Raw genomic sequence first — 25,524 nt, forward strand, 5'->3', positions numbered from 1 at the left:
AGGGTCCGCATGCCGGTGCCGGTGGTGCCTCCGGGAGAGCGACCGGAGAACCGTCTGTTCCGGCGGACCGGCCCGACGGGTCTGCTCCTCGACGAGCCCGGCTTCGCCGACCGCGCGGGCATCCGTATTCACCTTGGGGTCCCCGCCGTCGCGATCGACCGCCGCCGGCGCCACGTCACCACGGCCACCGGCTCCCGCCCCCTCGTCCCACCCGTCCCCGAAGCCGACGTCACCGGCTGCTTCTCCTAGCGGACGGCGTGGCCGCATTGCTGGCCGAAGGGCTCACCGCCCCCGGTATCGGCACGACCGCGACGACGGTGACGGGTAGCGCCGTGTGACGGACCAGGCGGACGCCGGACATGGCGTCAACTCATCGGGCGCGGTGGCGATCCCTCCGGATGGCAGTTGACAGAGCGGCGCGGGGAATCGCCTCCACCGAGTCGGCCGTCGGTAGCCTGATCGTCGTGATGATGGGCACTGAGGAAACCCGGCTCGTCGTGCTGCGCGGCAACAGCGCCTCGGGGAAGTCGTCCGTGGCGGAGGGCCTGCGGGAGCGGTTCGGTCGTGGCCTGGCGCTGGTCGGCCAGGACAACCTCCGCCGCACGGTGCTCCGCGAACACGACCGGCCGGGCGCGGCGAACATCGGTCTGATCGACCTGACGGCACGTTACGCCCTCGACGCGGGCTTCCACGTCGTCGTCGAAGGCATCCTGTACGCCGACCGTTACGGCGACATGCTCGCCCGCCTCCGGGCCGACCATCGGGGACCGACCCACCACTACTACCTGGACGTCCCGTTCGACGAGACCCTCGCCCGGCACGCCACCAAACCGATCGCCGAGGTCGTCGAGGAGGCCCGGTTGCGGGAGTGGTACCGGCCCCGGGACCTGTTGCCCGGCGGGATCGAGACGGTCATCGGCGCCGACAGCGCCCTGGGGCAGAGTGTCGACCGCATCATGACCGACACGGGCCTGGCCCACCTGCACCCGGCGGACCGCTGACCGGGACTCGGTCGCGGCAGCCTGGTCGCTAACCTGTGCGAGTGACGCACACCGATGACCGCGGTTTTCCCGCCGCCCTCGCCGCCGCCATGGCCGCTCCGTTCGATTACGCGGGCGGCGACGGGGTCGACTTCGAACCTTTCGAGGCGTTCCTGTCCGCCGAGGAGACCGCCGACTGGTTGCGGGCATGGACGGGAAACGACCAACTGGACGGCGATGCCTTCCGCGTCTTCGGCCAGGACGGCTCGGGCGGGTACGCGGCGTTCTGGCTGATCCGGCCGGGCCGGCCCCTGGCGGACCAACCCGTCGTCTTCCTCGGCTCTGAGGGGGAGACCGGAGTCGTGGCACGTGACCTGGGCGACTTCCTGTGGCTGCTGGCGGACGGGGTCGGCCCCTGGGAGGCGGCCACCTCGTACGAACCGGACCGGACCCCGACTCCGGATCACGAACTGACGGCTGTCGCCGGACGCTTCGCACCGGACCGCCGTCGATCGGCCGCAGCCGTGATCGAGCTGGCCACCCAGGAGTTCCCCGACTTCGACGACATCGTCATGGCCCTCTGCCGCTGAGAGGGCGCCGGGAGGAAGCCGCACGTCGGGGGCGCGCCATGCGGCGACGTGGTCGTGGCTCGTTCGTACCCGAGCCGTTGCTCCGGCCGGGCGCATGCGGGGCGCGGCGCGGCACCCGGGCGGGGAGGCTGGCGTCATGACACCCTCCGTGACAAGGCGGCTCGCAGGCGTCCCCGGCCGGCGGGGGGTTCGGGGCCTCGGGCGGGTCGGTCCCGACCGTCGACGATCCACTGCCGGCATTCGAGCAGCACTCGACGGGCCGTGCCGGTGCCGCCGCAGGTGTCGGTATCGGTTTCACCGTGTGCATCGGTGAGGTGCGTCAGCGCATCGACCCGCAGCCCGAACGGGATACGGCCGGGCGCGGCGTTAGGCCCTGTCGTCACATTCCCGCCTGCCCCGCGACGCCATGCACGCGCTCTCGACGCACCGGGCACTGATCCGAGTACGTCCAGTACGTGAGTCAGTGCCCGGCACGCCGAGAGCACGCTCCCCCGGTCTCGGCTGCGCTCGACCGGGAGGTACCCCCACGACGCCGCGGGGCCGCCCTTCGGGCGACGACGGGAATGTGACGACAGGGCCTAGCAGGCGCAGGGCCGAGCGCACATGGGCGTCCAGCCGGGCGGCCGCGGCAGGGGCCGCCGTCGGACGGAAGGGTTCGTCGAGGGCGACGGTGGATCAGTATGCGGCCAGGGCAGCGTGGGGGACCGGGTCTCCGTCCCGGTGACGGCATCTGATCCGACGCGGATCGGCATCATCGAAAGCTTCGGGTGGTGCGGGGGACGAGGTTCGCCGATGGCGGTCTCGCGCGTCGGAGCGCGAGGTCGGCCACCGGCGGGTGACTCACACTTCTTCGAGTGTGCTGACGCCGCTGACGTGTGTTCGAGGGCGGGCGGTGTGCGGCCCGGTCAGAACAGGCCGTTGCCGTGCGGCAGTTCGGCAGGCACGGGGGCGATGACGTCCCAGTGCTCGACGATCCTGCCGTCCGCGACACGGAAGAGGTCGTAGTACGCCACGGGCACGCCGAACTCGCCCTCGGACTGGGTCAGGACGAACTCGCCCTCGGCGACGATCCGGTGGACCTTCTTGTAGACGAGGTTCTTGCCCTGCTCGGCCCACTTGGCCGCTGCCGCCCCGAAACCGTCGAGGCCGTCGGCGGCGTCGGTGTTGTGCTGGTGGTAGGTCTCGGTGGAGATGTAGTCGGTGAGCACCGAGTAGTCGGCGCCGACGAGGACCTGCTCGGCGAACTCGGCCACCAGGGCGCGGTTGGCGTCGGTCCTGTCGGTCTCGGTGACCGCTGTGGGGCCGTCGGTCTGGGAGCGGCCGGAGACGGTGTCCAGGACGAGCGGGGTCAGGGCGTCCCAGTGCTCGGCCAGCTTGCCGTCGGCGTCGATCCGGAGAATGTCGAACCCGACGAGGGGGTTCGGACCGAAGCCGTGGTAGGTGCCGTGCAGGGCGACGAGGTCACCGTCGGCGATGACTCGGGTGCCCTCGTAGCGGAAGTTCTCGCCCAGGCCGGCGACCAGCCCGCGCAGGGCTTCGGGGCCGTCGGCGGCGAGCGCGCTGTGCTGCTTGTAGTCCGCGGCCACCCAGCGGTCCACGGCCGCGGGGTCCTTGTCCCCGAAGAGTTCGGTGACGGCCTGAAGGACGGTGTTCTTCGCGTTGCTCATGACTGGCTTCCTTGCTCGGGGACCTGGCCGGGACGGTTCGAAGGCCCGGCGGACATGTGTTCAAACTATGCCGACGGCATGAGATTTCCCTGCAGAGATGGCGACCAAAGATGTTCAAAAAGCGACACGCTGGTCTTTGCGTGCGTCAGCCGGCCACGGCATGGACCACGTCGGCGAGGGGCGTGGCGGGACGGCCGGTGAGGCGGGGCACGGCATCACTGACGCCGTCCAGTTCGCCGGCGGCGATGGCCGTGTAGGTGGACACCCAGGCGTCCAGCTGCCAGTCCGGAGCGCCGTAGGCGGCACGGGAGGCGTAGGCCTCCTCGACGGTCTCCTGCCGGTAGGTGACGGCACGTCCGAGCCGCTCGGACAGGACGGCGGCCGCGTCGTCCAGCGAGAGCGAGTCGGGTCCGGTCAGGTCGTACGTCACGCCCGCGTGGTCGTCCGGCCGGGACAGCACCGCGTCGGCCGCGTCGGCGATGTCGTCCTGGGCGACGAACGCGGCGCGCCCGCTGCCGGCCGGACCGCGGATGGCGCCGTCCTCGCCGACGAGGTCGGGGACGAACTCCGCGTAGAGGTTGTCCCGGAGGAAGGTGTACGCCAGCCCGCTCGCGCGGATGTGCCGCTCGGTGTGGAAGTGGTCGCGCGCCAGGGTGAAGGTGGCGTCGGGCGCCGCACCGTAGAACGAGAGGTACACCAGGTGCCGTACACCCGCCTCGACGGCGGCGTCCACGAACGCCTTGTGCTGGGCGAGCCGGTCGGCGCTCTCGGAGGCGGAGACCATGAAGAGCGTCCGAGTGCCCGCGAGGGCGTCCAGCACGGCGTCCCGGTCTGCGTACTCGCCGCGCACGGCGACCGCCCCGGTCAGCCGAGGGGCGCGCTCCGGGCTGCGGACCAGGAGTTTCTGCGGCAGTCCTCGCTCCGCCAGACGTCGGGCGACGCGGCCGCCGATCCGACCGGTGGACCCGGTGACGACGGTCGTGGGGGTGGATGCGGCGGTGGTTCCAGACATGTGGGCATGCCTTCCCGTAGACGTTCCGTTCCCCCCTCCCTCCCCAGCGGCACTGTCAACATACGGAGAGAGCTGGGAGGAAGCCGGATAAACTTCCGACTGATGATGGCCAAAAACCGACACGACTCCCCACGCGACATCCCGGAGATCCTCTTCGCCGCGCCCGCCGGTACACCCGCCGGCATCGAGGTCATGTCGCTGGCCGAGCTACGGCGGCGCGTCTCCGAGGACGCCCTTGCCCGGCCCCGACGCCCCGGATTCCATCATCTGCTCACGCTCACCTCGGGCGCCCTCCGGCACGTCGTCGACTTCGACGGCTACGCCCTGCGTCCGGGCTCCTGGCTCTGGGTCCGCCCGGGGCAGGTGCACCAGTGGGGCGACCTCGCCCACGCCGAGGGCACCCTCATCCTCTTCCAGCAGGACGTGCTGGACCCGGCCACGGCGACAGCCGCGAGGGTCGACGATCCGTACGCACCGGTCGTCACCGCTCCCGGCGCGGCCGACGCCGAGGCGGTGGCCATGGCCGCGGACCACCTGAGTCAAGAGTTCCGGTCCCTCGGCCGTCTGCCTCTCGACATGCACATCGCGGCTCTGCGGCACCTGCTCGCCGTCCTCCTGCTGCGGCTGGCACACCTCACCGGCCCATCCGACGGCCCCGCTCCGGAGCCCGACGCGACCTACCTGCGCTTCCGGGACGCGGTCGAACGGCACTTCACCGCCACCCGACGGGTGGAGGACTACGCCCAGATGCTCGGCTACTCGGGGCGCACGCTGGCCCGGGCGACCCTGTCGGGCGCCGGGCTCAGCGCGAAGGAGTTCATCGACCGCAGGGTCGTGCTGGAGGCGAAGCGTCTGCTGGCACACAGCGACGACAGCGCGGCCCGGATCTCGGACCGCCTCGGCTTCGTCACGCCTTCCCAGTTCAGCAAGTTCTTCATACAGCGCACGGGTCGTACCCCGATCGACTTTCGCATCGGGGTACGGGGGCGTGCCGCAGGATCGGAGCCGTCGACGGCGCCCGGCCGGGGCGCCGACGGACGGACCGATCAGAACGGATAGTGGGCCTGCTGGGTCGCGATGGTCACCCAGCGGGTGTTGGAGAACGCCTCGATGCCCCAGCGGCCGCCGAAGCGCCCGTAGCCGGAGGCCTTGATCCCGCCGAAGGGGGCCATCGGCTCGTCCGCCACCGACTGGTCGTTCACGTGCACGATGCCGGTACGGATCCGGCGCGCGACGGCCAGTCCGTGGGTGGCGTTCTCGGTGATGATGCCGCAGCTCAGACCGTTGTCGGTGTCGTTGGCGACCGCCACGGCGTCCGCATCGTCGCCGAACGTCTCGACCACGCAGATCGGCCCGAAGGCCTCCGCGTAGTACAGGTCGGCGTCCTTGGGGACGTCGGTGAGCACGGTCGCCGGGTGCACCGCGCCCTCGGGCTGCCCGCCCCCGGTGAGCACCGTGGCGCCCTTGGCGACGGCGTCCTTGACCAGCGAGGCGACGCGCTGTGCGGCGGAGGCGCTGACCAGCGGGCCGACCACGGTGTGCGGGTGGTTCGGGTCCCCGGCCTGGAGACCGGCGACCTTGGCGGTGAACTTCTGCGCGAACTCCTCGGCCAGCGACTCGTGGACGAGGATGCGGTCGCCGGACATGCAGATCTGCCCGGCGTTCATGAAGACGCTGAAGGTGACGGCGTCGACCGCGTAGTCCACATCGGCGTCGTCGAGCACGATCACGGAGTTCTTGCCGCCCAACTCCAGCACGGCGGGCTTGAGATGACGGGCCGCGTGCTCGCCGATGATCCGGCCGACGCCGGTGGAGCCGGTGAAGTTCACCGCGCGTACCCGCTCGTCGGAGATCAGCGCCTCGGCGATCTCCGCGGCGTCCTCGGGGGCGTTGGTGACGACGTTGAGCACGCCGTCGGGGAGGCCCGCCTCGCGGAACACGTCCGCGACCAGCAGGCCGCAGGCGATCGGCGCGTCCTCGCTGGGCTTGACGACGACCGTGTTCCCGGCGGCCAGCGGCGCCGCGACGGCCCGTACACCGAGGATGACGGGCGCGTTCCACGGCGCGAACGCCGCCACCACGCCCAGCGGTTCACGCACCGCGAGACCGAGCGCGCCCTCCTTCTGGCTGCTGAGGACCTCGCCGCGCGGCGCGGTGATCGCGGCCGCCGCCTCCCGCAGGATGTTCGCCGCCAGCGCCACGTTGAAGTACGCCCACGGCCGGGTGCCGCCCGCCTCCCGGGCCATGATCTCGGCGACCTGCTCGGCACGCGCGTCCAGCAGATCCGCTGCCTTGAGGAAGATCGCGCGACGGGCGAACGGCGCGAGCGCGGCCCATGCGGCGAACGCGGCGTCGGCGGCGTCCACGGCCAGGGCCACGTCCTGCGGGCCGGCCGCGGCGACCGTCGCGTAGACCTCGCCGGTGTAGGGGTTGACGTCCTCGGCGGTGCGGCCGGAAAGGGCGGGGACGTCCTTGCCGTCGATGTGGAGTTCACGGGTGAGAGACATGAAGGGCTTCTTTCGGTACGGGCATCGGTACGGGCAGTCGTGGCGGGCCACGGGGTGTGCGGGGGTTGGAGCAGTTTGCGAAGGTCAGGTGGGCATGTGGACGATCGGCTTGATGACGTCACCGGCGTACGACGCCATCAGTGCCTCTTCGATCTGGTCGAACGCGTACCTGGGGACGAGGCGATCCATGGGGAAGCGGCCCTGGCGGTACAACTCGATGAGCGCGCAGGTGCCGAGCATGCCCACGGTGTCCGCTGCCTGGCGTACGACGGAGATGATGCCGGTGCACTCCAGGGCGTTGCCGGCGGGCCCGCCGCAGATGTCGTGCACTGCGGCGACGGGGTCCGTGTCGTTTCGGCGTACACGGTGTGCGTGGCACCGAGTTCCGCCGCCGGCTTCAGCCGGGAGGCGAGCCGGTCGACGGCGATGATCGTGGTCGCGCCGCTGTTGCGGGCGGCCATGACGGCGGCGGCCGGCCCCCCGAGCAGGTCGAGCGGGACGCCGGGGGGGACCTTCACCAGGCTGTCGGCCCGCGCCAGGGAGTGCGTGGCGAACGACGACTGACCGAAGAAGTGTCCGTGGAGGGCGCCTCCGTCCGGGCGGCGCAGGGCGGAGGCCCCGTTCCCCGGCCGGACTCCGCCGACGAAGAGCTCGTCGAGCCGGGCGCAGTAACGGGGCTCACCCGCCGGGCAGTTGTCGCACTCGCCGTACCAGGGCCAGCCGATCACGACGTGGTCGCCCTCCCACACCGACGTGACACCGGCACCCACCGCGGTCACGACCCCCGCGCTTTCGTGACCGAGCACTTGCTCGACGTCCTGAAGCCGGAACGGGCCGTCCTGCTCGTCGAAGACGGCGGCGTGTATGCGCATGGCGGCCTCCCGGACACAGGGAACAGCGCTGTTCTCCTGGTGAACTTAGATCCACAGGCTGTGGCGGCGTGAGTCTGCGCCCGTCCGGAGCCGGTGTCAATGAAACGAGGCCGAGCTGTTTCGTATCCGAAGACCAGTGTTTTGACTATTCAAACAAACTCGTCCGGCACCCCCTCCCGGTCAGGACTGCGGCCGATGGCCGAGCCGGACCGAGATCTCCGTCGTCGCGCGCCGCAGGGGAGCCTCCAGGCGTGCCATGACGGACTCCACCGAGACGTTCCACACCGTGAGGTGCACTGCGACATTGACCGCGGCCACCACGGCGCCGGAACGGTCCCGCACCGGCGCGGCCAGCGACCGCAGCCCTGGCGCGAGTTCCTCGTCGCTGAGCGCGAACCCGGTCCGCCGGACCCGTGCCAGAGCCGCCATGAGCTGCTCCCGCGCGGTGATCGTCTTGGGCCCTCGCCGGGCGAGATCCGTGCGATCGACCAGGTCGCGCAGTACGGCCGGCTCCTGGTGCGCGAGCAGGACCTTGCCCATCGACGTGCAGTACGCCGGAAGGCGGGAGCCGACATGCAGGTGGAGCCCCAGGGCGAAGGTGCGCGCGCGTCCGCTGCGCCGCCGGTCGACGTAGACGATGTCCGGGCCGTCGAGCACGGCCATGCTCACGGTGTAGCCGGTCTCGTCCGACAGGGCCTGGAGGAACGGCCCGGCGACGCGGGTGATCTCCATGGAGTTGATCGCCGCGAATCCGAGGTCGACGACCTTGGGCCCCAGGGAGTATTTCCGGGAGTCCGGATCCTGTTGCAGATAGCCGAGTTTGGCGAGTGTGGCCACGTACCGGTAGGCGGTGCTGCGATTGAGGCCGACCGCGCGCCCCAGGTCGGAGATGCCCAGCACAGGGCGGTTCTCGCTGAACGAGGACAGGATCAGCAGGCCGCGTTCCAGCGACTGGGAGAACCCGGCGGCGACCGCCGCCTTCGGGGGCGCCACGGTGTCCTCGCGGTCCCCGGTGTCCTCGGGGTCGTGGGCCGCGAGGGGAGGCTTGGGCTCGTCGGATGCCGACGGCGGTGTCCGGGAGGTCATGTCGTATCGTAGCGCCGAGCGTTTGAACTATCGGAACACGCTCCGACAGACCGGATGATCACACCCGTACGCTGCGGGCCGTCGCCCACGCGGCCGGAATCTCGCCCAGCATGGCCGACCGGCGCCGTGTCTTCGAGGCCGACCTGATCGGCACCGCTCTGCTGACCGAAGCGCTGCGGCCGCTCGCCACCGAGGGCACCGCCCACGTCTACTTCTCCTCCATGTCCCCCGGCTCGTGCGGGTGGAGCCGGGAGAGGGTCGACAAGGACATCGAGCAGTCCACGCCGGTCTACCCGTGGGCGCAGTACGGCGTGGCCCGCTTCGCGTGCAGGGAAGCGGTGCGGCTCGGACCGGTCGGGGCCCGCGTCTGCTCGCTGGCACCGGGCATCATCGACACCCCGCAGGGCCGACAGGAGGCGGCCCCGCAGGCAGCGATGCGGCGGCTCATGGACGTAACACCCCCTCCGCCGCACCGGCCGCTCGGAGGTGGTCGCGGCCGTCGTCGCGTTCATGATCTCCGACGAGGCGAGTCTCCTGAACGGCGTCGACATCCTCGTCGACGGCTGTGTCCTCGCCGCCGTCCGCGACGGGTGACGGCACGCGCACTGGTGGGGGAGTGGCGTGGGCCGGGGAGCGTGCTGATCGACTGGTTCGCTCTCCAGCCGCTACCCGTCGGTTACCATCTGCCGCGGCAGGGGGCCCCTCCCCGGTCGTCGAAGAGGGAGACTTGGCCAGGTGAACGTTCCCGACCCCACGGCGACGGACGCGGGCCGGCCGGCCCGCCCGGTCACGGTGCGCCACCACATCGGCGGCGCGTGGACCGACTCGCTGGGCGGAGGGACCTACCCCGATCACGACCCGTGGACCGGAGCCGTCATGGCGACGGTCGCCGCGGGTGACGCGGAGGACGCCCGCCGGGCGGTGGACGCCGCCCAAGCGGCCTTCGCCGGGTGGGCCGAGGCGCTGCCGGCCGAGCGACAGCGGGTCCTGCTGAGCGCGGCCGAGGTCCTCGACCGCCGTCGTGAGGAGGTCATCGGCCTGCTCACGAGGGAGACGGGGTGCGGCCGCCACTACGCGACGGTGCAGGTGGACTTCAGCGTCTCGTTGCTCCGCCAGGCCGCCGGACTTCCCTACACCGCCGTCGGACAGGTGCTGCCCTCGGACACCCCCGGGACCCGGGCGCTCGCCGTCCGTGGGCCGGTCGGAGTCGTCGCCGCCATCGCCCCGTGGAACGCTTCGCTGGTGCTGTCCGGTCGCAGCTTCGTCGCCCCGATCGCCCTCGGCAACACGGTCGTCCTCAAGCCGTCCGAGGAGTCCCCTCTCACCGGCGGCACCCTCTGGGCGGAGATCTTCGCGGAAGCCGGGCTCCCGCCGGGCGTCCTCAACGTGATCACCCATGCCCCCGGCGACGCCGGTGCCATAGCGGACGCGCTCGTGTCCCATCCCTCGGTGCGCCGCGTCAACTTCACCGGCTCCACGCCCACCGGCCGCCGTCTCGCCGAGACGGCCGGCCGCCATCTCAAGCGCGTCGTCCTCCAGCTCAGCGGCCAGAACCCGCTGCTCGTCCTCGCCGACGCCGACCTGTCCTACGCGGTCGACGCCGCGATCTACGGCGCGTTCGTGCACCAGGGGCAGGTGTGCATGTGTGCCCGCCGGATCTACGTGGAGCGACCGATCGCGGAGGAGTTCACGCGCCGCTTCACCGAGAGGGCGGCCACGCTGCCCGTCGGTGACCCGCACGACCCTCGCACCGTGGTCGGACCGGTGATCAACAAATGGGCGCTGTCCCTCCTGGACCGTCGTGTCGAGGAGGCTGTCTCGATGGGCGCCCGCCTGCTGACCGGGGGAGCGGCCGAACCGCCGTGCTACCCGCCCACCGTCCTGACCGACGTCCCCGAGGACGCCGAACTCGCCTTCGACGAGACCTTCGGCCCGGTCGTGACCCTGGAGACGGTCGACGACGCCGACCATGCGGTGGAGCGCGCGAACGCCTCCCGCTACGGGCTGACCGCGGGTGTGCTGACCGGCGACGTCCATCGTGGATTGGACATCGCCCGCCGCCTCCAGGCGGGGATAGTGCATGTCAACGACCAACCGGTCAACGACGAACCGAACATGCCTTTCGGCGGCGTGAAGGAGAGCGGCTGGGGCCGCTTCGGCACGGGATTCGCGGCCGAGGACTTCACCGAACTCCGCTGGATCACACTGCGCGGCGAGCCCCGAGACTTCCCGTTCTGACCGACCGGAAGTTCCGGCGGACCGATCCGCAGCACGACGCGGCGCCCGGCCGGTCGCGGGACGTACCCGCGCACCGAAACCAGAGGCCGTCCGCCCGCCGACCTCCGCCGGACAGCGACCACTCCTGGTCGGATGCGCCGGTGCAGCTCCACATCTGGACCTTGGAACCGTCCGCCGTCGCCGTACCGGTCACGTCGAGACAGAGGCCGAACAGGTCGTTGCTGACACTACCGTCGGCCGGGCGCGACCACGGGCTCGGCCACGACGTCCTGATCCGCGGCCACCAGCTGCCACAAGTGATCAGGCTCGCGGCAACCGTCCCCGACCTGCGCATCGTCCTCGCCCCCGCGGGGAAGCCGCCCATCACGGGCGGTGACCTGACCGACCGGGAACGACAGATCCGCCTGTCGGCCGGGCACCCGCAGGCGCGCTCCGCCGGCTGCGGCCCGGCTGAGCACGCCGCGCGGCACCGGCGAGGTCGAGTCGGCACCCGCCCGAGCCAGCGACGAAATTCCCGTTCACACGTCCCAGTATCATCAACTTCGCGCTCGGTATGCGTGACGGTGACCAGGTCACTCGGAGCGGCCGGACCGCACAGTCGACGCATCCTCGCGGTCTCACCGGACCGGAGGTACCGGAACCGCACACGCACGAAGAGGGGGCACGGTGTCCCTCACGGACAAGGCCATCGAGCAGATTCGCGAGCTGATCCGGACCGGCGAGCTGCTGCCCGGTTCGAAGCTCCCTCCCGAGCCGGATCTGGCGGCTCAGCTGGGGCTGTCCCGCAACCTGGCGCGCGAGGCGGTCAAGGCGCTGGCGGTCGCCCGTGTGCTGGAGGTCAAGCGGGGCGACGGCACCTATGTCACCAGTCTGCAGGCGAGTGTCCTGCTGGAGGGCCTCGGCGGTGCCGTGGAACTGCTCCAGGCCGACGCGGGCGCGCTACTGGACCTGATGGAAGTACGGCGGCTGCTCGAACCCGCCGCCACCGGGCTCGCCGCCACCCGCATCACCGACGAGCAACTGGCAGGTGTCAAAACCCATCTCGACGCGATGAGGGAGGCCCGCGACGACGTCGAACTCCTCAACGCGCACGACGCGGCCTTCCACCGCGCCGTCGTCGAGGCCACGGGCAACGAGTCCCTGCTGGCACTGCTCGAAGGCGTCTCCGGTCGCACGCTGCGCGCCCGCATCTGGCGAGGCCGGGTCGACGCGCAGGTCGCGGCCAGGACCATCATGGAGCACGAGGCGATCTACGAGGCGCTGGCCACCCGCGACGCCACACTCAGCCAGGCGGCCGCGCTGCTGCATGTGAGCAGCACGGAACAGTGGCTGCGCGAACACCTCGAGTCCGAAGGCGCTGCTCCTTCGGACACCACCGCGAACTCCGGCTAGGAGCAGGACCATCAGCGGTGACGCAGGCCCGCTTCAGGCGCTGAACACGGAGTTGCGGCGGAGCTGCTGCGCGCACCACCGGAAGTGCCCGTCGCGGTCGTCCAGGCCGAAGAGGTCATGGGTGACGAGCGCGTATGCGGCCTGATAGGTGGTGAGCGTCGCCGGCGGGTACCCCAGCTCGTGGGCGAAGAGCGCTGTCAGCTCAGCGGTGTGCTCTGCGGCGTACGGCCCGTACATGTCGTGGACGGCGGCGGTGACGCCGGCCTCGAAGGCTGGGTCGCCGGCGGTCGTGCAGAAGCCGAAGTCGAGCAGGGCGACGGTCCGTCCGGTCGCGTCGACGTGGATGTTGGGCGGGACGAGGTCGCCGTGGATCACTGTCACCGGGGCGTCGGGGAGCGAGAGCAGCGCCTCCAGTGTGCGTTCGACTCCCGTGTCGAAGTCCGGCACGTGGGCGGCCAGGGCGGCACCGTTCCGGGCCGCGGCCCGGGCGACCAGGGCCGCGAGGGCGTCGCGGAAACTGTCGCGGTCCTGCCACAGCGGACGGTCGTCACCCTGGACCGTCAACGCACGCATGGCATCGGTGCCGGGCACGGAGGCCAGGCCCCGAAGCACCGCGAGGAGTGCGTCCTTGTGCGGGGCGGGCAGGTCGCGCTCGTAGTCGGCGTGCGCGGAGTCGGCCCGCATCGGGCTCCCGGGCAGTTCACGCTCGTACGTCACCAGGACGCCCTCGTGGTCCTCGACGTCGAAGATCTCCGGGGTGGCGAAGGGCAGGGAGTGCCACGCGATGTCCGCGTACACCTGGCGGGTCAGGTCGAGGTCGACCGTTGGCCGACCGCTCCACACCTTGGCAGCCCGGCCCTGGCCCAGCGCGTAGACGACGCCCTCGACACCAGCACCGATACGACGGACACCGGTGTACCCACGGTCGGCGAAGTACGCGAGCCATGGATCGGAGAGTGAGGCTTCCACGTCCAGGATCTTCTCCATCGAGTACGAGATCAGCAAGGGCCCCGGCCGACGTCGGATCCCAGCGGATTCGGCTGTCCAGACGCCGCGGCCGCGTGCACCAGCGCGGGCAACTCGGCGCCGACGACCAGACCTGCGAACAGCTCCCCGTAGCAACGCAGTTCGCGGTTCATTGTCGAAGGGGCGAGCGTGCCTCACTGTGGCCTCTCGCAGGTCGATGATGTCAGTCAGGTCGCACAGACCGCCGCCCGCCTGGGGATCGCCTCCGTGCTGACCGTTGATTTGCCCCGTGCCCACGACGTGGCAGGGGACGGAACGGCTGGAGACACCTGTGCGGGACGGCTTTTCCGAGGGATTCTTCACGCGACTGGCGCACGAGGCGTATCCGGTGGACCTGATGTGTCTCTACCTGCTGCACGGTTCGGTCGACCGGATCCCAGGTCTGTGGGCTGATCGGGAAACGCTGACGTTCGAGCACCTGAGTCGGCACGTCCCTGCCGCGCATCGCTCCAGCCATGGCGACGCGCACACGTTCTCGATCCACATCAGGAACAAGGTCCGCGGGCGGCTGTACGGCTTGGAGTTCAGGATCCACTTCGTCGCGGGTGAGCCTTACGCCGACGCGGTGATCCCATTCGGCGCGACGATCGACCTGCCCCGCTTCATGCGTCATCTCCGTGGGCGGCACGCCTGGGGAGGAGTTCCGGGGTACTGGGATTTCGACGTGTTCACCGATGTGCGTGATCTGCGCGAGAGCGTCGTGCTGTTCGGCAACAACCGCGAGGTCTGGTTCCAGGTCGGCAACCACCGCAATGACTGGTTCCGCGGAGGTCCAGGGACCCGGTCGGCGACCGGACGGTCCCGGTCGGCCTGGAACCGGGGCCGCCTGGTCACCGGCCGCTTGCAGGGACACCGGTTCGGCAAGCCTGCCCAACCGCACGCGGGAGGCCCCCTGTTCCCCGACCGGCTCAAGGCCGTCGAGGACACCTCGCCCAGGCGCGTGCGTACCTGCGGTATGTGGCCAGGCTGCGTGACCCTCTCCCCCCTGCGGGCGGGACGGCCGTCCCGGACTCGGCTGCGCTCCGATCAGAATCCGTTTGACGATCTCCCGCCCCCGGCAACGACACTGAGCGGATGATCGTCGTGCAGCGAATCACCACGTACTGGACCAAGCAGTCCAGGGGAGGCGGGGCGGCGACCCGTCGCAACGCGGTGCCCGAGGCCTTCCCGCTGCAAGCGCCAGGCCCGGCCGGTGTGCTCGTCAACGAGGTCGAGGCCCACGAGCGCGACGGATTCACGGCCCTTCACACGATCCGAACCTCGGACCGTCCGTCCGGCTCCGACAGCTCTCGGGCGGAGGATCCTGGTGGAGGATCGTTCAGCTGCGACGCTGTCTCCCTCTCCCCGGTCACCCGCGGTGTGTTCCTGATGGAAGATGACGGCCGGTTGCGCGTCGTGGTCTCCCCGCCGCCCGCGCGGTTGTCGTCCCGCGGGCCTCGGCACCTGTTCACACTCGGACCCGGGGAGTACGGACGCCGGCGGTTCAACAGCCGCTTCACCCCGAGCGGTTGCGGTTGTCACTCCCATCAGTGGTGGTACGAGAAGTGGGTCGTCAACGTCGCGTATCCCGGTGGAACGCCCGCACCCAACCTTTTCACCCAGCGCGAGCCGACCCATGTCCTCGACCGTCTCGTCCGGCTTTCCTGACCACCGATTACGTCCGTTACCGTAAGCCGTTTGCGTGATCGACCGGTCTTTGGCCCCCCGCCTCGCCCAGGGGAGTGGCTCCTGAACACGTGACTCCGCGGTCGTGCGGTCCCTGACCGTGTGGGGGGCAGGGACCGGCATCGAACGTGACGACAGGGCCTAGGAGACCGCTGAAGATCTTGCTCTGGCAGCCCGACTCGCCCTGAATTGCCGGTAAATGTCAATTGCCATCAAGTAGGGCAAGCCGGGCGCATTTTCAAGATCTTCAGGACGCTTCTAGGGGCGTGAAGGGTCGGCCACGGCTGCCGTGAACCGCGTCACGAGTGCTGCGACCGCCGCACGCAGTTCTTCGCCGCCCTCGACCTGGAACGCGAACGGCAGCCTCGCGAGCCATTCCTGCGCGTACATGGCCGGGTTGCGCGTGCTGCCGACCAGCACGCACCCGTCTCCCAAGGATTCGAGTCGTCCCATGGGCGGCTGGATCCAGGGGGCCACCTCGGTCAGCGGGAGGTCGAACACCACCCGCGTGGGGAACTCCCATCCGAGGCCCAGGTTCTCCTCCAGCACCGCCACCGGATCAAGACCTTCTGGCGGTTCGAACCCCTGTCCCGTCCTCCGGACGGCGTGGACCCGGTCGACCCGGTACGTACGTATGGCGTTCGCGGGGTGGGAGTGGCAGAGCAGGTACCAGCGCCCGTAACGGACGACGAGGGACCAGGGATCGACCTCCGCCACCCACTCGTCGCCCGCCCCGCTGCGGTACGTGACCGACACGCGCTCCCGGGCGGCGACGGCATCGACGAGCTCGCCGGTGACGGCCGGATCCGGGCGGGCCGCATACGGGTCCGGTGCGGCCGACGCGTACTCCCGCAGCATCGCCGCGTGGTGGCCGACGCTCTCCGGCAACGCCTTGACGACCTTGCCCAGGGCGGTGCTGACCAGGTCGTCGGCGTCGGCCGCGCCCGGCTGGCCGCTGAGTACGGCCATCACCAGGCCGAGGGCCTCCGCCTGCGTGAAATGCACGGGGGGGCAATCTCGTCCCGCGCCTCAGCCGGTAGCCGCCATGTGGCCCCCGGGTCGACTCCACGGGGATGTCGGCCTCCCGGAGTATCTCGACGTAGCGGCGTGCGGCCCGCTCCGTGACGCCCAGCCGTTCGGCGAGTTCACCGGCCGTCGTACCGGGCCGGGTCTGGATGATCTCCAGGGTACGCAGGGCTCGCGCGGTGGGGCTGAGGTCGTTCGGCACGCAAGCAGGCTAGTCCGCTCCGCTGAGCCCGGGCAGAAGAGTCCGTGGGAATCCCCGCCCTGTGAGGTGCGAGGGCGCGCGCGGGACAGTTCGTTCCCCCTTGGCCCGCACGGGACTTCGGCGGGCGCTCGGGTTATCGCCGTGCAAACCGGCAGTGGATCGTCCGGATCTCCTCCTACGGTGACCTTCGTGCGGCACAAGAGTGCGGCGGAAGAAGAGGAACTGACCATGAACATCCTGCTCATCGGCGGCCTGTGGCTGGACGGATCCGTGTGGGGCCGCGTTGCCTCCGCGCTGGAGGCGCTCGGCCATCGCCCGGTGCCGCTGACCCTCCCGGGCCAGGGGGACGGCTCCACGTCCGCAACGCTCGACGACCAGTTGGAGACCGTGCTCGCGGCAGTGGACGCCGCGCCCGGCAGGCTCATGGTGGTGGGGCATTCCGCCGCCTGCTCGCTGGCCTGGCTGGCCGCCGACCGACGGCCGGGGCGGCTGGCCAAGGTCGCCCTGATCGGCGGCTTCCCTTCCTCCCATGGCCAGTTGTACGCCGACTTCTTCGAGGTGCGTGATGGTGTCATGCCCTTCCCGGGCTGGGGCCCGTTCGAGGGGCCGGACGCCGCCGACCTCGACGACGAGGCCCGGCGGGAGTTGGCGGCTGCCGCGATCCCCGTGCCCCAAGGTGTGGCCCAGGGCGTGGTGCGGCTGGCGGACGACCTGCGGTTCGACGTCCCGGTCGTGGTCGTATGCCCGGAGTTCACGCCCGCGCAGGCTCAGGAGTGGATCGACGCCGGCGATGTCCCGGAACTCGCCCGGGTCAAGCACGTCGACCTCGTCGACATCGACTCGGGCCACTGGCCCATGATCACCAAGCCTGCCGAGCTGGCCCGGATCCTGGCCACGGCAGCCGAAGCGGCGACCGACGGAACGTGAAATGGCCAGGCCCGCCGGTGCACTGACCGTACGGAAAACGGGTGTTCCTCGGCGTGATGTCCTGGCGTGAGCGCGGGTCGCTGCGGACGGCCGTCACCCGGGTGGGGGTCCCGCAGGGTGGCCTGCGGACGTACTGGGAGGGGTTCGCGGTCAGCGTCAGCTGTGGCGTCCGACATGGTTGGGGGCTGAGCTCCGCCACGGCCCGGGACTGACCGTCGGGCTCCCCGCACGCAGCGTCGCCCGTCCGGCGGCTACACACCGCCCGCGATGGGCGGTGACCGTGTAGCGCACGTGATGCGCACGGACGGCGGGGCCTCGACCGCACGCACAGCGGCGGGGCGGGATGGCCGTGACGGTGGACGGCGACCGAGACCTCACGGGGCACGGGCCGCCCGGCGCGGGGCCGCCGCAGGGTGAACGTGACATGGTCGAGCCGGAACACGTACGCGACGGCGTCGTCGACCGGGACGGCCTCGCCGACGCGGAAAGCGACCGTGCTCTCGCCTCGGAGCTCGACCTCGCCGAAGTCCCGCACGGACAGGTCACCCCAAGCGGGCCTCGACTCGTACCAGCGCGATGGTGAGAACGCGACGACCTCCGTGTACGGACCGTCGTTCACGTGCAGCCGCATGTACGAGGCGACCGTTCCCACCCGCGTCGTCTCGACGGGGGCTGCGGCCACGGCGGTCAGCGCGTACACCCCGGCCTCGGGTGTGCGCACCCGGTACGCGGCGAACCACCCGCTCCCGCCGGGCGCCTCCCGCCCCGCCATCAGTGCCAGGTACCGTCCCCTCGACGCACGCCGATCACGGACCACCGGAATGCTCGTACGGGTCGCGGCCTCGCCTGACACGGCGATGACCAGCGGTGCCGAGTCCTTCCCGGTGCCGGCCACCCGACTCGCCCCACCACCGACGCCCACCCCCTCGGCGCAGTCACCCAAGGGCTCCGGGACGCGCTGGAGGGGGCGTTGAGGTCTGGGGGCCGGGGTGGTAACCCCTCACGCAACTCATACGGCTACGTGAAGGCGGGCCTTGAGTGAGTGTCAGGTCCATCATGCCTGTTCGGAGGTGGTTTTCGGTAGGACACAGCGCACGTCCGTTTGTTCTTGTGGCAGTTGGTGCCGCGCGTCAGACTCGTCGTCATCCACTCTCCGGCCAACGTGTCGGCAACCGTGCTCGGTTGTCGGCGCGGTCGGCGTGCTGTCTCACCGTGTGGCGTGCACGGGCAGGGGGGTGGCGTGATGGAGGGGGACCGATGGATCAGGACATGATCGTACTGGCGAGGATCAAGCTGCTGAGTGCCAACCGGCGGGTGGTGCGTGGCGCCGAGGGCCTGTGGATCTACCGCCTGCTGACGCAGGTCGAGCCGGAGACGTATGGGTCGAAGCTGGCCTACGTCCTGGTGGAGGCAAGCGCGTCGCCGCTGCTTCGGGAGTCGCCTGAGCGACGTCTGGCCCTGCTGGACGAGGCCGTGGAGGTTGCCAAGGCACTCGATACGTCGAACCCTTACCGGGCGAAGATGCTGGCGAGGGCCCTGGCTGCCAGGGAACGGGAGGCGGCGGGCCGGGCGGCGGGGCCGCTCGCGTCCGAGTCGTCCGAGTCGTCCGAGTCGTCTGTGGCGTCCGTGGCGTCCGAGGCGGTAGGGCGGGAGCCCCGAGTGGCGTCTCATGGGGAGTCGCGACAACTCGTATGACCGCGGCAGTCGCCTGATGAACGGCTCGCAGTGTGGGGTTCCGACGGTGGTGGGAACCCCCGCTCGCGATGGGCCGCCCGGGCCAGTCACTGGCCCTTTTGTTGAACCAACCGAGCGACTGGACGACGGTCGCACCGATGACGAGGATGCCGATCGGAATGATCGTGAACCAGGTGGCGTCGGCCTTCATGGCCGCGAGCAGGGCGATGGCGCCGATGGCCGGTGCCAGGAGCACGAGCATGCCGACAAGGACCCGAGTCTTGGAAACCACCGCAGGACTCTCCCCTGTTCAGCTGGGCACTGCGGCGGTCATCCGTGATGGTGGGCCGTAGCGAAGGTGTCGGCGAGGCTGGTCAGGATCGAGCCGGACCAGTCGCTGTCCCCGAACACGCTGACCGGCATGGCGAGCACGCCGTACTCGCGCCGGAGCGTCTCCGCAGGGATCTCGACAGGGAAGAAGTAGTTGCCGGGACAGGTCCGGCTCGTCTCGGGAATCGCGCCGATCACTTCGTCCGGCAATCGTGCGAACAACTGCTCAGCCCGTGCGGTCAGTTCGTCGACGACCTGCCGGGGCACGTCGCCGTGCTCGGTCAGCAGACGGTCGGCGAGCCTCAGCTGCGCCGGCGTCGGCGGATCCGCCCGGAACGCTTCGGCCAGTTCGGTCTGCCCCCGGCCCAGCAGGACCACGCCGAACGTGCGTGGCCAAAGCCATCCCTTGGTCACCGAATGCAGCAGGACCGCGCGACCGGTGTCCAGCAACCGTCGTGTGCCGGCGGCGAATGGGGCTCCCAGGTCGTAGACGCTGTCGATCAGCAAGCGGCGGCTCGGTGATTCCCGCAACCAGGAGGTCACCGCCGCGCACTCCGCATCGGACAGGTAACGGCCCAGCGGCTTGCTGGGATTGGCGAGCAGGAGGTATTCGGGGTGGTGGTCCGGCGGCGACGTCGGCAGGGCCGGCGCCGGCAGCGTCGGGTAGGACAGGGGCTCGAGACCGGCGGCCCGGGCCAACTCGAAATAGACCGGGTACACGTCTCCGGGCAGCCACAACCGCGCTCGCACGGCGCGCAGCCACGGGAACACCACACCGAGTCCGTGCCGGACCCCTCGGCAGACCATGGCGTGGCCGGACCACTCTTCAGGCAGCTCGAAGCGCCGCAGCCAGGCACGGGCGAGATCGCACCGGTACACCGTACGCTCGTCGGTCGGCGGCTCCGGCCGCAAGGGAGCGAGCGCCCGGTACACGTTGGTCTCGGCGGCGTCCAGCAGCGCCGAGGAGGCATCGAGCTGCCGCTGCCGGAACTCCTGGAACCCCTCGAACCTCACGCCGCCGCACCTTCCGGCACGATCTCGCTGGCCCGGTCCTCCAGGGAGGCGTAGCAGCGTCCGTCGGCCATGACGTTCCAGCTTCGTGCGATCCCGCGGGTGCGTTCCCAGAGCAGGCTGGGCTCGGTGTAGGCGGCGATCCGGATCGGCCGTCCGGCCCAGCTGCCCTGGTAGACCGGCGCGCCCCAGGGCAGGCGGCTCGCCAGTTCGAACCCGTGCCGCTCGGCGAACCCGGTGACGACGGACAGCGAAACCTGGTGGTCTCGGCTCCAGACGTTGGCCGTGCGGTCGAAGTACAGCGACTCGGTGCTGGTGGATACGTAGAGTTCCTTGAAGCAGACTTCCTCGACACCGAGAGCCGCGGCCCACGAAAGGTAGTCGGCGACCCCGGCCGCGTCGGCGACGCCGCCGTGCTGGAGCACGCAGATCAGTCTCATCCGCAGCCCCGGCCAGCGGTCCCGTTCCACGCGCCAGGCGTCGATGACCGAGCTCACCGGCGTACGCAGCATCATGAGCCGCTCGTTGACGGTGTCGTCGTGATGGTGCCGGGAGACGGCGAGCACGCTCAACCCCGCGGTGCTGAGGGCTGCGAGGCGGTCGGCCCGGTCGGCGTTCTCGGCTTTCGCGAGGGTGTGCGCGTTGGTGATCAGGACGACCTTCGGGAAGGCCGCGGAACAGGCGGACACCAGTCGCAGCTGCTGTTCGAACGGTATGAGCGTGGGCTCCCCGCCACCGGTGATCACCGCACGCTCGGCACCTGCCGCACGGGCACGCTCCAGCCAGAGGGCGACCGCGTCCCACGGGACCCGCGCCTGCGCCTGGTCGCTGGAGATCGAAGCGGATGAGAAGCAGAACGAACACCGGGCCTGGCAGGCGGAGGCGACCGGCAGAATCGACACCGAGCGGGGTCGTGTGTCGTCGTAGCGACGCAATGCCGACCCCTGCAGGTGCAGGGAGGCGGCCATCGCGTCCTCGACGGTGGTCGGGCGCAGGGTGAACTCGTCGCCTGCTGCGCTTGTCGCGTCTGCTGTGCCTGCTTCGTCGAGTTCGTGGACCGCTGACAGTCGGATGCGAGCCTCGTGCAGTTCCATGCCGAGGCCGGTCGAGACGTTGGGCACCAGCTCGTCGGGGTCCACCATGGTTTCCAGCACCAGCAGCCGGTCACCGGGAATGGCCAGACGGTCCAGCAGGCGTCGCGCCTTGCCTATGCCGATTCCCAACTCCGTACGCGTCAGCAGATGAAACCGGTCGGGATAGGTGCTTTCCGGAATGCCCGCCTTGCCGTAAGCGAACGCGTACTTGTCGAAGCCCTTCGCGAAATTCGACAGCACAATGACGTGGAAGCGCTGGTCGCTGTGGTTCATCCCGTCATCATGCTTGACGATCTCTATTGTCTGAGAGCGGGTTAATCCAGCGGTCGACGCGAGGCCCGACGTCCATATGATCGAGGAGTACGCCCGCCACAACGGCCACGCCGACCTGGTCCGGGAACGCGTCGATGGCACTACCGGGGTGTAGCGCCGGATCACGGACGGGGACAAGAACGCGGACACGGACACGGACACGGAGGCGGAGTGCTAGCCAATCCTTCTGTGCTGGCGGCCGGCAGGCGTCATTCGGTCGGGCGGCGCTGGGACGGGACCGTTCTTGCCGTGGGCCGTACCGCAGTCGATGAATGCCGTGTCGACCGCTGGGCGGATGCCGTCGCGGTGGCGGCCGGGAACGTCCATTCGGCGAGGAACACGGGCAGGGCCCATACGGTGGGACTTCGGTCGGACGGCACGGTGCTGTCAACGGGGTGGAACGGCGACGGGCAGTGTGATGTCGCCGGATGGCGTGGAGTCACAGCGGTGGCCGCGGGGTGGCGCCGTACGCTCGGGCTGCTCCGGGACGGCCGCGTGCTGGCAGCCGGCCGGAACTCGGAAGGGCAGTGCGACGTACAGTCCTGGCGCGAGATGGTCGCGCTGTCGTGCGGTGACTGGCACTCGGTCGGCGTCCGGTCGGACGGTACCGCCCTGGCCGTGGGGAACAACCGACGACGTCAGTGCGCCGTTGCTGAATGGCGTGACCTTGCCGCCATCACTGCCGGGTATGTCCACACCGTCGGCCTCAAGGGCGACGGGAGGGTGGTGGCGACCGGAGACAGGACCACCGGGGCGTGCGAGGTCGACGCGTGGGAGGAAGTGGTCGCGGTCGACGCGGGCAGCTACCACACCGTCGGTGTCACCGTGTCCGGGCGAGCCCTTGCAACGGGAGACAACAGCCACGGACAGTGCGACGTCGGCGATTGGCGCGACATCATCGCCATGGCGGCCGGTTCGACACACACCCTCGGCCTGCGTGCCGACGGCACGGTCGTGTCGACAGGGAACAACGCCGACGGGCAGTGCGCGGTCGAATCCTGGTCCGGAGTGCGGGTTCCATAAGGCCGGGACCGAGGGCTGGGGACCTGGATACATACAACTCGCGTGGTGCCACGCCGGGTTGGTCACGTGTCCACATACACGTACACGTACACGTACACGCACGCGCCGCGGAGGACCGGGGGCGGCCCCCGTCCTCCGCCGGTGTGCCCGTCAAGGCGTCACGGCATCATCTCGTACGCCGCCGACAGAGCCTCCACGCGCTGCCAGACCCGCTCCGAACGCGCCTCGTCGACGACCGGTCGTCGGACCGCGCCGAGCGCCCAGCGCTGCTGCTCCTCGGTCGCGGAGTCCTTGCCGTGCAGTTCGACGGCGTGAGCGGAGAAGTCCCGCACGAGGACGGCGAACAGCTCGTCGAGCACGTCCGCGTCGAGATCCGACAGGGCCGCCTGCTCCAGGACCAGCTGCCCGTGCACGACGAGCGCGAAGAGCTGTCCGACGGCGAGGAGCAGGTCGAGATCGCGGCTCTGCTTCTCGTCGGGCGCGGCCGTGAGGACGAACTCGCAGAGTGCGTCGGCCTGTTCGCGGAACCGGGCGACGTTGGGCAGGTGGGCGTACGTGTCGAAGGCAGGCCGCCAGTCGTGGAAGCGCACCGAGCCGAGACCGCGGGCCGGGCCCTGCCGGAAGAGGAAGGCGTCGTCGGCCGCGTCGAGGCGGGTCGGGACAGGCTCGTACGCCACCGGGTCGAGGAGGTGGTTGCGCATGAACTTGAGGATCAGCGCCAGGTTGACGTGGACGGTGCCCTCCAGCTTCGGCAGGCCGCGGATCTCGACGGCGGCCTGGGCGAAGTAGTTGTCCTTCTCGAAACCCTTGGCGGCGATGACGTCCCACATCAGGTCGATGACCTTCTCGCCCTCGGTGGTCACCTTCATCTTCGTCATCGGGTTGAAGAGGAGGTAGCGGCGGTCGTCGGGACCGGCGGTGCGGAAGTAGTCGACGGCGCGGTCGCTGAACAGCTTCATCCCGACCAGCCGGACGTACGCGTCGGCCAACTCCCGCCGCACATGCGGGAAGGCGGTCACGGGGCGGCCGTAGAGGATGCGGTTCTGCGCGTGGGTGACGGCCTCGTACATGGCGTGTTCGCAGATGCCGATCGAGGCGGTGCACAGGTTGAACTTGCCCACGTTGACGGTGTTGAGCGCGGCGTCGAAGGCGGCCCGGCCGGTGTGCAGGACGTCGTCCGGGCTTACGGGACAGTCCTCCAGGCGGAACTCGCTGACGAACTTCGACGAGTCGACGACGTTCTTGACCAGGTGGTACGCCGGGTGGCGGCTGTCGGCCGCGAAGAAGACATAGCCGTCCGGGCCCTCGATGTCGGTGCGGCGCCCGAAGACAGAGACGAGCCCGGCGGCGTTGCCGTTGCCGATGTAGTACTTGGAGCCGGTGGCCCGGAAACCGCCCGTGCCGTCGGGCTCCAGGAGCATGTCGGTGGAGTAGATGTCGGCGCCGTGCGCCTTCTCGGACAGGCCGAAGGCGAACACCTCGCCCTGGGACAGCAGTTCGGCGGCACGGGCACGGGCGGCGGGGTTGTCGCTCTGCCAGACCGGGCCGAGTCCGAGGATGGTGACCTGCCAGGCGTACCAGTAGTCGAGGCCGTAGAAGCCGAGTATCTCGTTGAGCGCGGCGATGCGGGCGGTGTCCCAGCGCTTGTCGTCCTCGCCCTCCGCGGCAGCGGAGGCGGGCGTGAGGAATGTGGCGAAGAGCCCTTCCTCGGCGGCGAAGGCGAGGAAGTCGCCGAGCCAGGCACGGGTCCGGTAGTCCTCGATCAGTCGGCGCTTGCCCCGTTCCTCGAACCAGTCGACGGTGGCACGCAGCAGCCTGCGGGTCTCCGCGTCGAAGTGCGTGGGGTCGTAGGTCCGCGGGTTGAAGAGCAGCGCGTCGGCCATGGATGCCGCCTTTCGGTCGAGGGCTGAGGGATGAGGGTGCCGGCTCGGCCGGTCAGTGACCGGGGGTGAAGCCGGCGAGTGTGGCGAGTACGTCGTCGAGCCAGGCGATCATCATGCGCTCGTACGCGATGCCGCCTCGCAGCACGACGTGCTGGAGTTCCCGTTCGGCGTCGAGGGGGCCGTCCGCCGGCGGGTCTCCGAAGTCGCGGGCAGCGCCCGCGAGGTAGTGGTGCAGGCGGTCCGTGTGCGCCTGCCGGTGCCGTTCGACCTCGCTGACCAGGGCGGCCGGGTCGTCGAAGGCGGCGCCGCGGATCTTCACCGCCAGGTCGTGGCGGACGCTGTCGGGCTCGGTCGGTTCGTGGAGCCACCCGGAGAGCGCCTCCCGTCCGGGCCCCGCGACGGAGTACTCCTTCTTGTCCGGACGCCCGTACTGCGGGACCTCCCGGACGTCGACCCAGCCGTCGCTCTCCATCCGCTTGAGTACGCGGTAGATCTGCTGGTGGGTGGCGGTCCAGAAGTACCCGATGGACCGCTCGAACCGCCGGGCCAGCTCATAGCCGGACCCCGGCTTCTCCAGCAGGGAGACGAGGATCGCGTGTTCGAGCGCCATGTGCATGATCATGCTATGCACCTCGTTGCATAGCAATGCCGTGGCGGTGAGACACCGCTCACCCGGTGCGGGTCCGGGGGGCCGTCGCCTTCGGAAGGCGTTCGTGACGTCCCCCGTCCGACTCGTTGTGGTCCGATGGCGGACGCGGAGGCCGACGCGGCGGCGAGTTCGGTGCGGTCCAAGGTCGGGCCGCATGCCAGCACCGTCCCAGAGGGCGGAGAAACGTCCAGGTCACAGTGGGTGGTTCATCTCAGCGTCCCAGGAGACGCCGGTGCGCTTGCCGTCCTTCGGAGAGGACGTCGATGCTGACCCGGGTAGGGCAGTCGGGGAGCGGCGCGGTGCCGCTCCCGCTCCCTGCCGACGGTCACGCCGGGGGGCGGGCCGAGTCGGCACGTAC

General features: G+C 70.3%; 26 protein-coding genes and 4 pseudogenes. 17 read left to right on the forward strand and 13 right to left on the reverse strand.

The window, feature by feature from the left end; all coding sequences use genetic code 11:
• Positions 1-9: 9 nt before the first annotated feature.
• The 3 genes from P8T65_RS46175 to P8T65_RS46185 all read left to right on the forward strand — a co-directional run bounded on the left by P8T65_RS46175 (position 10) and on the right by P8T65_RS46185 (position 1,570).
• Positions 10-249: a hypothetical protein gene (locus P8T65_RS46175; protein WP_316731401.1), complete on the forward strand. Its 240-nt coding sequence runs from the start codon at positions 10-12 to the stop codon at positions 247-249.
• A gap of 218 nt (positions 250-467) precedes the next feature.
• A complete protein-coding gene (locus P8T65_RS46180; protein ID WP_316731947.1) occupies positions 468-1,001 on the forward strand; it encodes an AAA family ATPase in 534 nt (177 codons plus the stop codon).
• A 41-nt stretch (positions 1,002-1,042) separates the two neighbouring features.
• Positions 1,043-1,570 (forward strand): SMI1/KNR4 family protein, encoded by a 528-nt coding sequence (locus tag P8T65_RS46185; protein WP_316731402.1) that lies wholly within the window; start codon positions 1,043-1,045, stop codon positions 1,568-1,570.
• 905 nt (positions 1,571-2,475) lie between these two features.
• Here P8T65_RS46185 and P8T65_RS46190 read toward each other — a convergent pair.
• Both P8T65_RS46190 and P8T65_RS46195 read right to left on the reverse strand, forming a co-directional pair.
• Positions 2,476-3,237 (reverse strand): nuclear transport factor 2 family protein, encoded by a 762-nt coding sequence (locus P8T65_RS46190; RefSeq protein ID WP_316731403.1) that lies wholly within the window; start codon positions 3,235-3,237, stop codon positions 2,476-2,478.
• 145 nt (positions 3,238-3,382) lie between these two features.
• Entirely contained in the window at positions 3,383-4,249 is an 867-nt protein-coding gene (locus tag P8T65_RS46195) for an SDR family oxidoreductase (protein ID WP_316731404.1), read from the reverse strand.
• A 102-nt stretch (positions 4,250-4,351) separates the two neighbouring features.
• On the opposite strand from P8T65_RS46195, the gene P8T65_RS46200 reads away from it, so the two are divergent.
• Positions 4,352-5,308: an AraC family transcriptional regulator gene (locus P8T65_RS46200; protein ID WP_316731405.1), complete on the forward strand. Its 957-nt coding sequence runs from the start codon at positions 4,352-4,354 to the stop codon at positions 5,306-5,308.
• Here the strand turns inward: P8T65_RS46200 and P8T65_RS46205 are convergent.
• Together P8T65_RS46205 and P8T65_RS46210 are read right to left on the reverse strand one after the other, a co-directional pair.
• Positions 5,296-6,756 carry an aldehyde dehydrogenase family protein gene (locus P8T65_RS46205; protein ID WP_316731406.1) on the reverse strand — a complete coding sequence of 487 codons (1,461 nt, stop codon included), beginning with the start codon at positions 6,754-6,756 and terminating at the stop codon, positions 5,296-5,298. The genes P8T65_RS46200 and P8T65_RS46205 overlap by 13 nt on opposite strands.
• Positions 6,757-6,840: 84 nt before the next feature.
• On the reverse strand, positions 6,841-7,086 hold the full coding sequence (locus P8T65_RS46210) for a hypothetical protein (protein WP_316731407.1): 246 nt from the start codon (positions 7,084-7,086) through the stop codon (positions 6,841-6,843).
• Between the two features lie 42 nt (positions 7,087-7,128).
• Here P8T65_RS46210 and P8T65_RS46215 point away from each other — a divergent pair, with 42 nt between their 5' ends.
• On the forward strand, positions 7,129-7,320 hold the full coding sequence (locus tag P8T65_RS46215) for a hypothetical protein (RefSeq protein WP_316731408.1): 192 nt from the start codon (positions 7,129-7,131) through the stop codon (positions 7,318-7,320).
• A 2-nt stretch (positions 7,321-7,322) separates the two neighbouring features.
• Here P8T65_RS46215 and P8T65_RS47585 read toward each other — a convergent pair.
• A pseudogene (locus P8T65_RS47585) lies at positions 7,323-7,628 on the reverse strand (alcohol dehydrogenase catalytic domain-containing protein); the annotation flags it as partial.
• Positions 7,629-7,808: 180 nt separating this feature from the next.
• On the reverse strand, positions 7,809-8,714 hold the full coding sequence (locus P8T65_RS46225) for an IclR family transcriptional regulator (protein WP_316731410.1): 906 nt from the start codon (positions 8,712-8,714) through the stop codon (positions 7,809-7,811).
• 486 nt (positions 8,715-9,200) lie between these two features.
• Here P8T65_RS46225 and P8T65_RS46230 point away from each other — a divergent pair, with 486 nt between their 5' ends.
• Both P8T65_RS46230 and P8T65_RS46235 read left to right on the forward strand, forming a co-directional pair.
• Positions 9,201-9,308 carry a hypothetical protein gene (locus P8T65_RS46230; protein WP_316731411.1) on the forward strand — a complete coding sequence of 36 codons (108 nt, stop codon included), beginning with the start codon at positions 9,201-9,203 and terminating at the stop codon, positions 9,306-9,308.
• A gap of 141 nt (positions 9,309-9,449) precedes the next feature.
• The gene (locus P8T65_RS46235; RefSeq protein WP_316731412.1) at positions 9,450-10,952 is read left to right on the forward strand and encodes an aldehyde dehydrogenase family protein; all 1,503 of its coding nucleotides are present in this window, start codon (positions 9,450-9,452) and stop codon (positions 10,950-10,952) included.
• Here P8T65_RS46235 and P8T65_RS47590 read toward each other — a convergent pair.
• Positions 10,915-11,559 carry a ricin-type beta-trefoil lectin domain protein gene (locus P8T65_RS47590; protein ID WP_399102918.1) on the reverse strand — a complete coding sequence of 215 codons (645 nt, stop codon included), beginning with the start codon at positions 11,557-11,559 and terminating at the stop codon, positions 10,915-10,917. The two genes, P8T65_RS46235 and P8T65_RS47590, sit on opposite strands and share 38 nt — an antisense overlap.
• A 59-nt stretch (positions 11,560-11,618) precedes the next feature.
• Here P8T65_RS47590 and P8T65_RS46240 point away from each other — a divergent pair, with 59 nt between their 5' ends.
• Positions 11,619-12,344 carry a FadR/GntR family transcriptional regulator gene (locus P8T65_RS46240; RefSeq protein WP_316731413.1) on the forward strand — a complete coding sequence of 242 codons (726 nt, stop codon included), beginning with the start codon at positions 11,619-11,621 and terminating at the stop codon, positions 12,342-12,344.
• A gap of 33 nt (positions 12,345-12,377) precedes the next feature.
• On the opposite strand, the gene P8T65_RS46245 is transcribed toward P8T65_RS46240, so the two are convergent.
• On the reverse strand, positions 12,378-13,331 hold the full coding sequence (locus P8T65_RS46245; protein WP_316731414.1) for an aminoglycoside phosphotransferase family protein: 954 nt from the start codon (positions 13,329-13,331) through the stop codon (positions 12,378-12,380).
• 268 nt (positions 13,332-13,599) lie between these two features.
• Between P8T65_RS46245 and P8T65_RS46250 the strand changes: the two genes are divergently transcribed.
• Both P8T65_RS46250 and P8T65_RS46255 read left to right on the forward strand, forming a co-directional pair.
• The gene (locus P8T65_RS46250; protein ID WP_316731415.1) at positions 13,600-14,448 is read left to right on the forward strand and encodes a hypothetical protein; all 849 of its coding nucleotides are present in this window, start codon (positions 13,600-13,602) and stop codon (positions 14,446-14,448) included.
• A complete protein-coding gene (locus P8T65_RS46255) occupies positions 14,445-15,017 on the forward strand; it encodes a hypothetical protein (RefSeq protein ID WP_316731416.1) in 573 nt (190 codons plus the stop codon). Before P8T65_RS46250 ends, P8T65_RS46255 begins: the two co-directional genes overlap by 4 nt.
• Before the next feature lie 276 nt (positions 15,018-15,293).
• On the opposite strand, the pseudogene P8T65_RS46260 reads toward P8T65_RS46255, so the two are convergent.
• Positions 15,294-16,263 (reverse strand): annotated as a pseudogene (locus P8T65_RS46260) (helix-turn-helix transcriptional regulator).
• Positions 16,264-16,491: 228 nt separating this feature from the next.
• On the opposite strand from P8T65_RS46260, the gene P8T65_RS46265 reads away from it, so the two are divergent.
• The 4 genes from P8T65_RS46265 to P8T65_RS46280 all read left to right on the forward strand — a co-directional run bounded on the left by P8T65_RS46265 (position 16,492) and on the right by P8T65_RS46280 (position 18,885).
• Positions 16,492-17,190 carry an alpha/beta hydrolase gene (locus tag P8T65_RS46265; RefSeq protein ID WP_316731948.1) on the forward strand — a complete coding sequence of 233 codons (699 nt, stop codon included), beginning with the start codon at positions 16,492-16,494 and terminating at the stop codon, positions 17,188-17,190.
• Positions 17,191-17,614: 424 nt separating this feature from the next.
• Complete coding sequence (locus P8T65_RS46270) at positions 17,615-17,773, forward strand: hypothetical protein (RefSeq protein WP_316731417.1); 159 nt, start codon at positions 17,615-17,617, stop codon at positions 17,771-17,773.
• 46 nt (positions 17,774-17,819) lie between these two features.
• Entirely contained in the window at positions 17,820-18,164 is a 345-nt protein-coding gene (locus tag P8T65_RS46275) for a hypothetical protein (protein ID WP_316731418.1), read from the forward strand.
• A gap of 283 nt (positions 18,165-18,447) precedes the next feature.
• Positions 18,448-18,885, forward strand: coding sequence for a hypothetical protein (locus tag P8T65_RS46280; protein ID WP_316731419.1), 438 nt, complete (start codon positions 18,448-18,450; stop codon positions 18,883-18,885).
• 309 nt (positions 18,886-19,194) lie between these two features.
• Here P8T65_RS46280 and P8T65_RS46285 read toward each other — a convergent pair whose 3' ends face one another.
• On the reverse strand, positions 19,195-20,208 hold the full coding sequence (locus tag P8T65_RS46285; protein WP_316731420.1) for an aminotransferase class I/II-fold pyridoxal phosphate-dependent enzyme: 1,014 nt from the start codon (positions 20,206-20,208) through the stop codon (positions 19,195-19,197).
• A complete protein-coding gene (locus tag P8T65_RS46290) occupies positions 20,205-21,674 on the reverse strand; it encodes a radical SAM protein (protein WP_316731421.1) in 1,470 nt (489 codons plus the stop codon). Before P8T65_RS46290 ends, P8T65_RS46285 begins: the two co-directional genes overlap by 4 nt.
• Here P8T65_RS46290 and P8T65_RS46295 point away from each other — a divergent pair.
• The 3 genes and pseudogenes from P8T65_RS46295 to P8T65_RS46305 form a co-directional block, all read left to right on the forward strand.
• A pseudogene (locus tag P8T65_RS46295) lies at positions 21,643-21,726 on the forward strand (DUF664 domain-containing protein); the annotation flags it as partial. The gene P8T65_RS46290 and the pseudogene P8T65_RS46295 overlap by 32 nt on opposite strands.
• Positions 21,727-21,917: 191 nt before the next feature.
• Positions 21,918-22,016, forward strand: a pseudogene (locus P8T65_RS46300) (chromosome condensation regulator); the annotation flags it as partial.
• Between the two features lie 42 nt (positions 22,017-22,058).
• Positions 22,059-22,634, forward strand: coding sequence for a hypothetical protein (locus tag P8T65_RS46305; RefSeq protein WP_316731949.1), 576 nt, complete (start codon positions 22,059-22,061; stop codon positions 22,632-22,634).
• A gap of 158 nt (positions 22,635-22,792) precedes the next feature.
• On the opposite strand, the gene P8T65_RS46310 is transcribed toward P8T65_RS46305, so the two are convergent.
• Entirely contained in the window at positions 22,793-24,517 is a 1,725-nt protein-coding gene (locus tag P8T65_RS46310) for an acyl-CoA dehydrogenase family protein (RefSeq protein ID WP_316731422.1), read from the reverse strand.
• Positions 24,518-24,569: 52 nt separating this feature from the next.
• Positions 24,570-25,127, reverse strand: coding sequence for a PadR family transcriptional regulator (locus P8T65_RS46315; protein ID WP_316731950.1), 558 nt, complete (start codon positions 25,125-25,127; stop codon positions 24,570-24,572).
• Positions 25,128-25,524 lie beyond the last annotated feature (397 nt).

The organism is Streptomyces sp. 11x1 (assembly GCF_032598905.1).
Classification (GTDB): domain Bacteria; phylum Actinomycetota; class Actinomycetes; order Streptomycetales; family Streptomycetaceae; genus Streptomyces.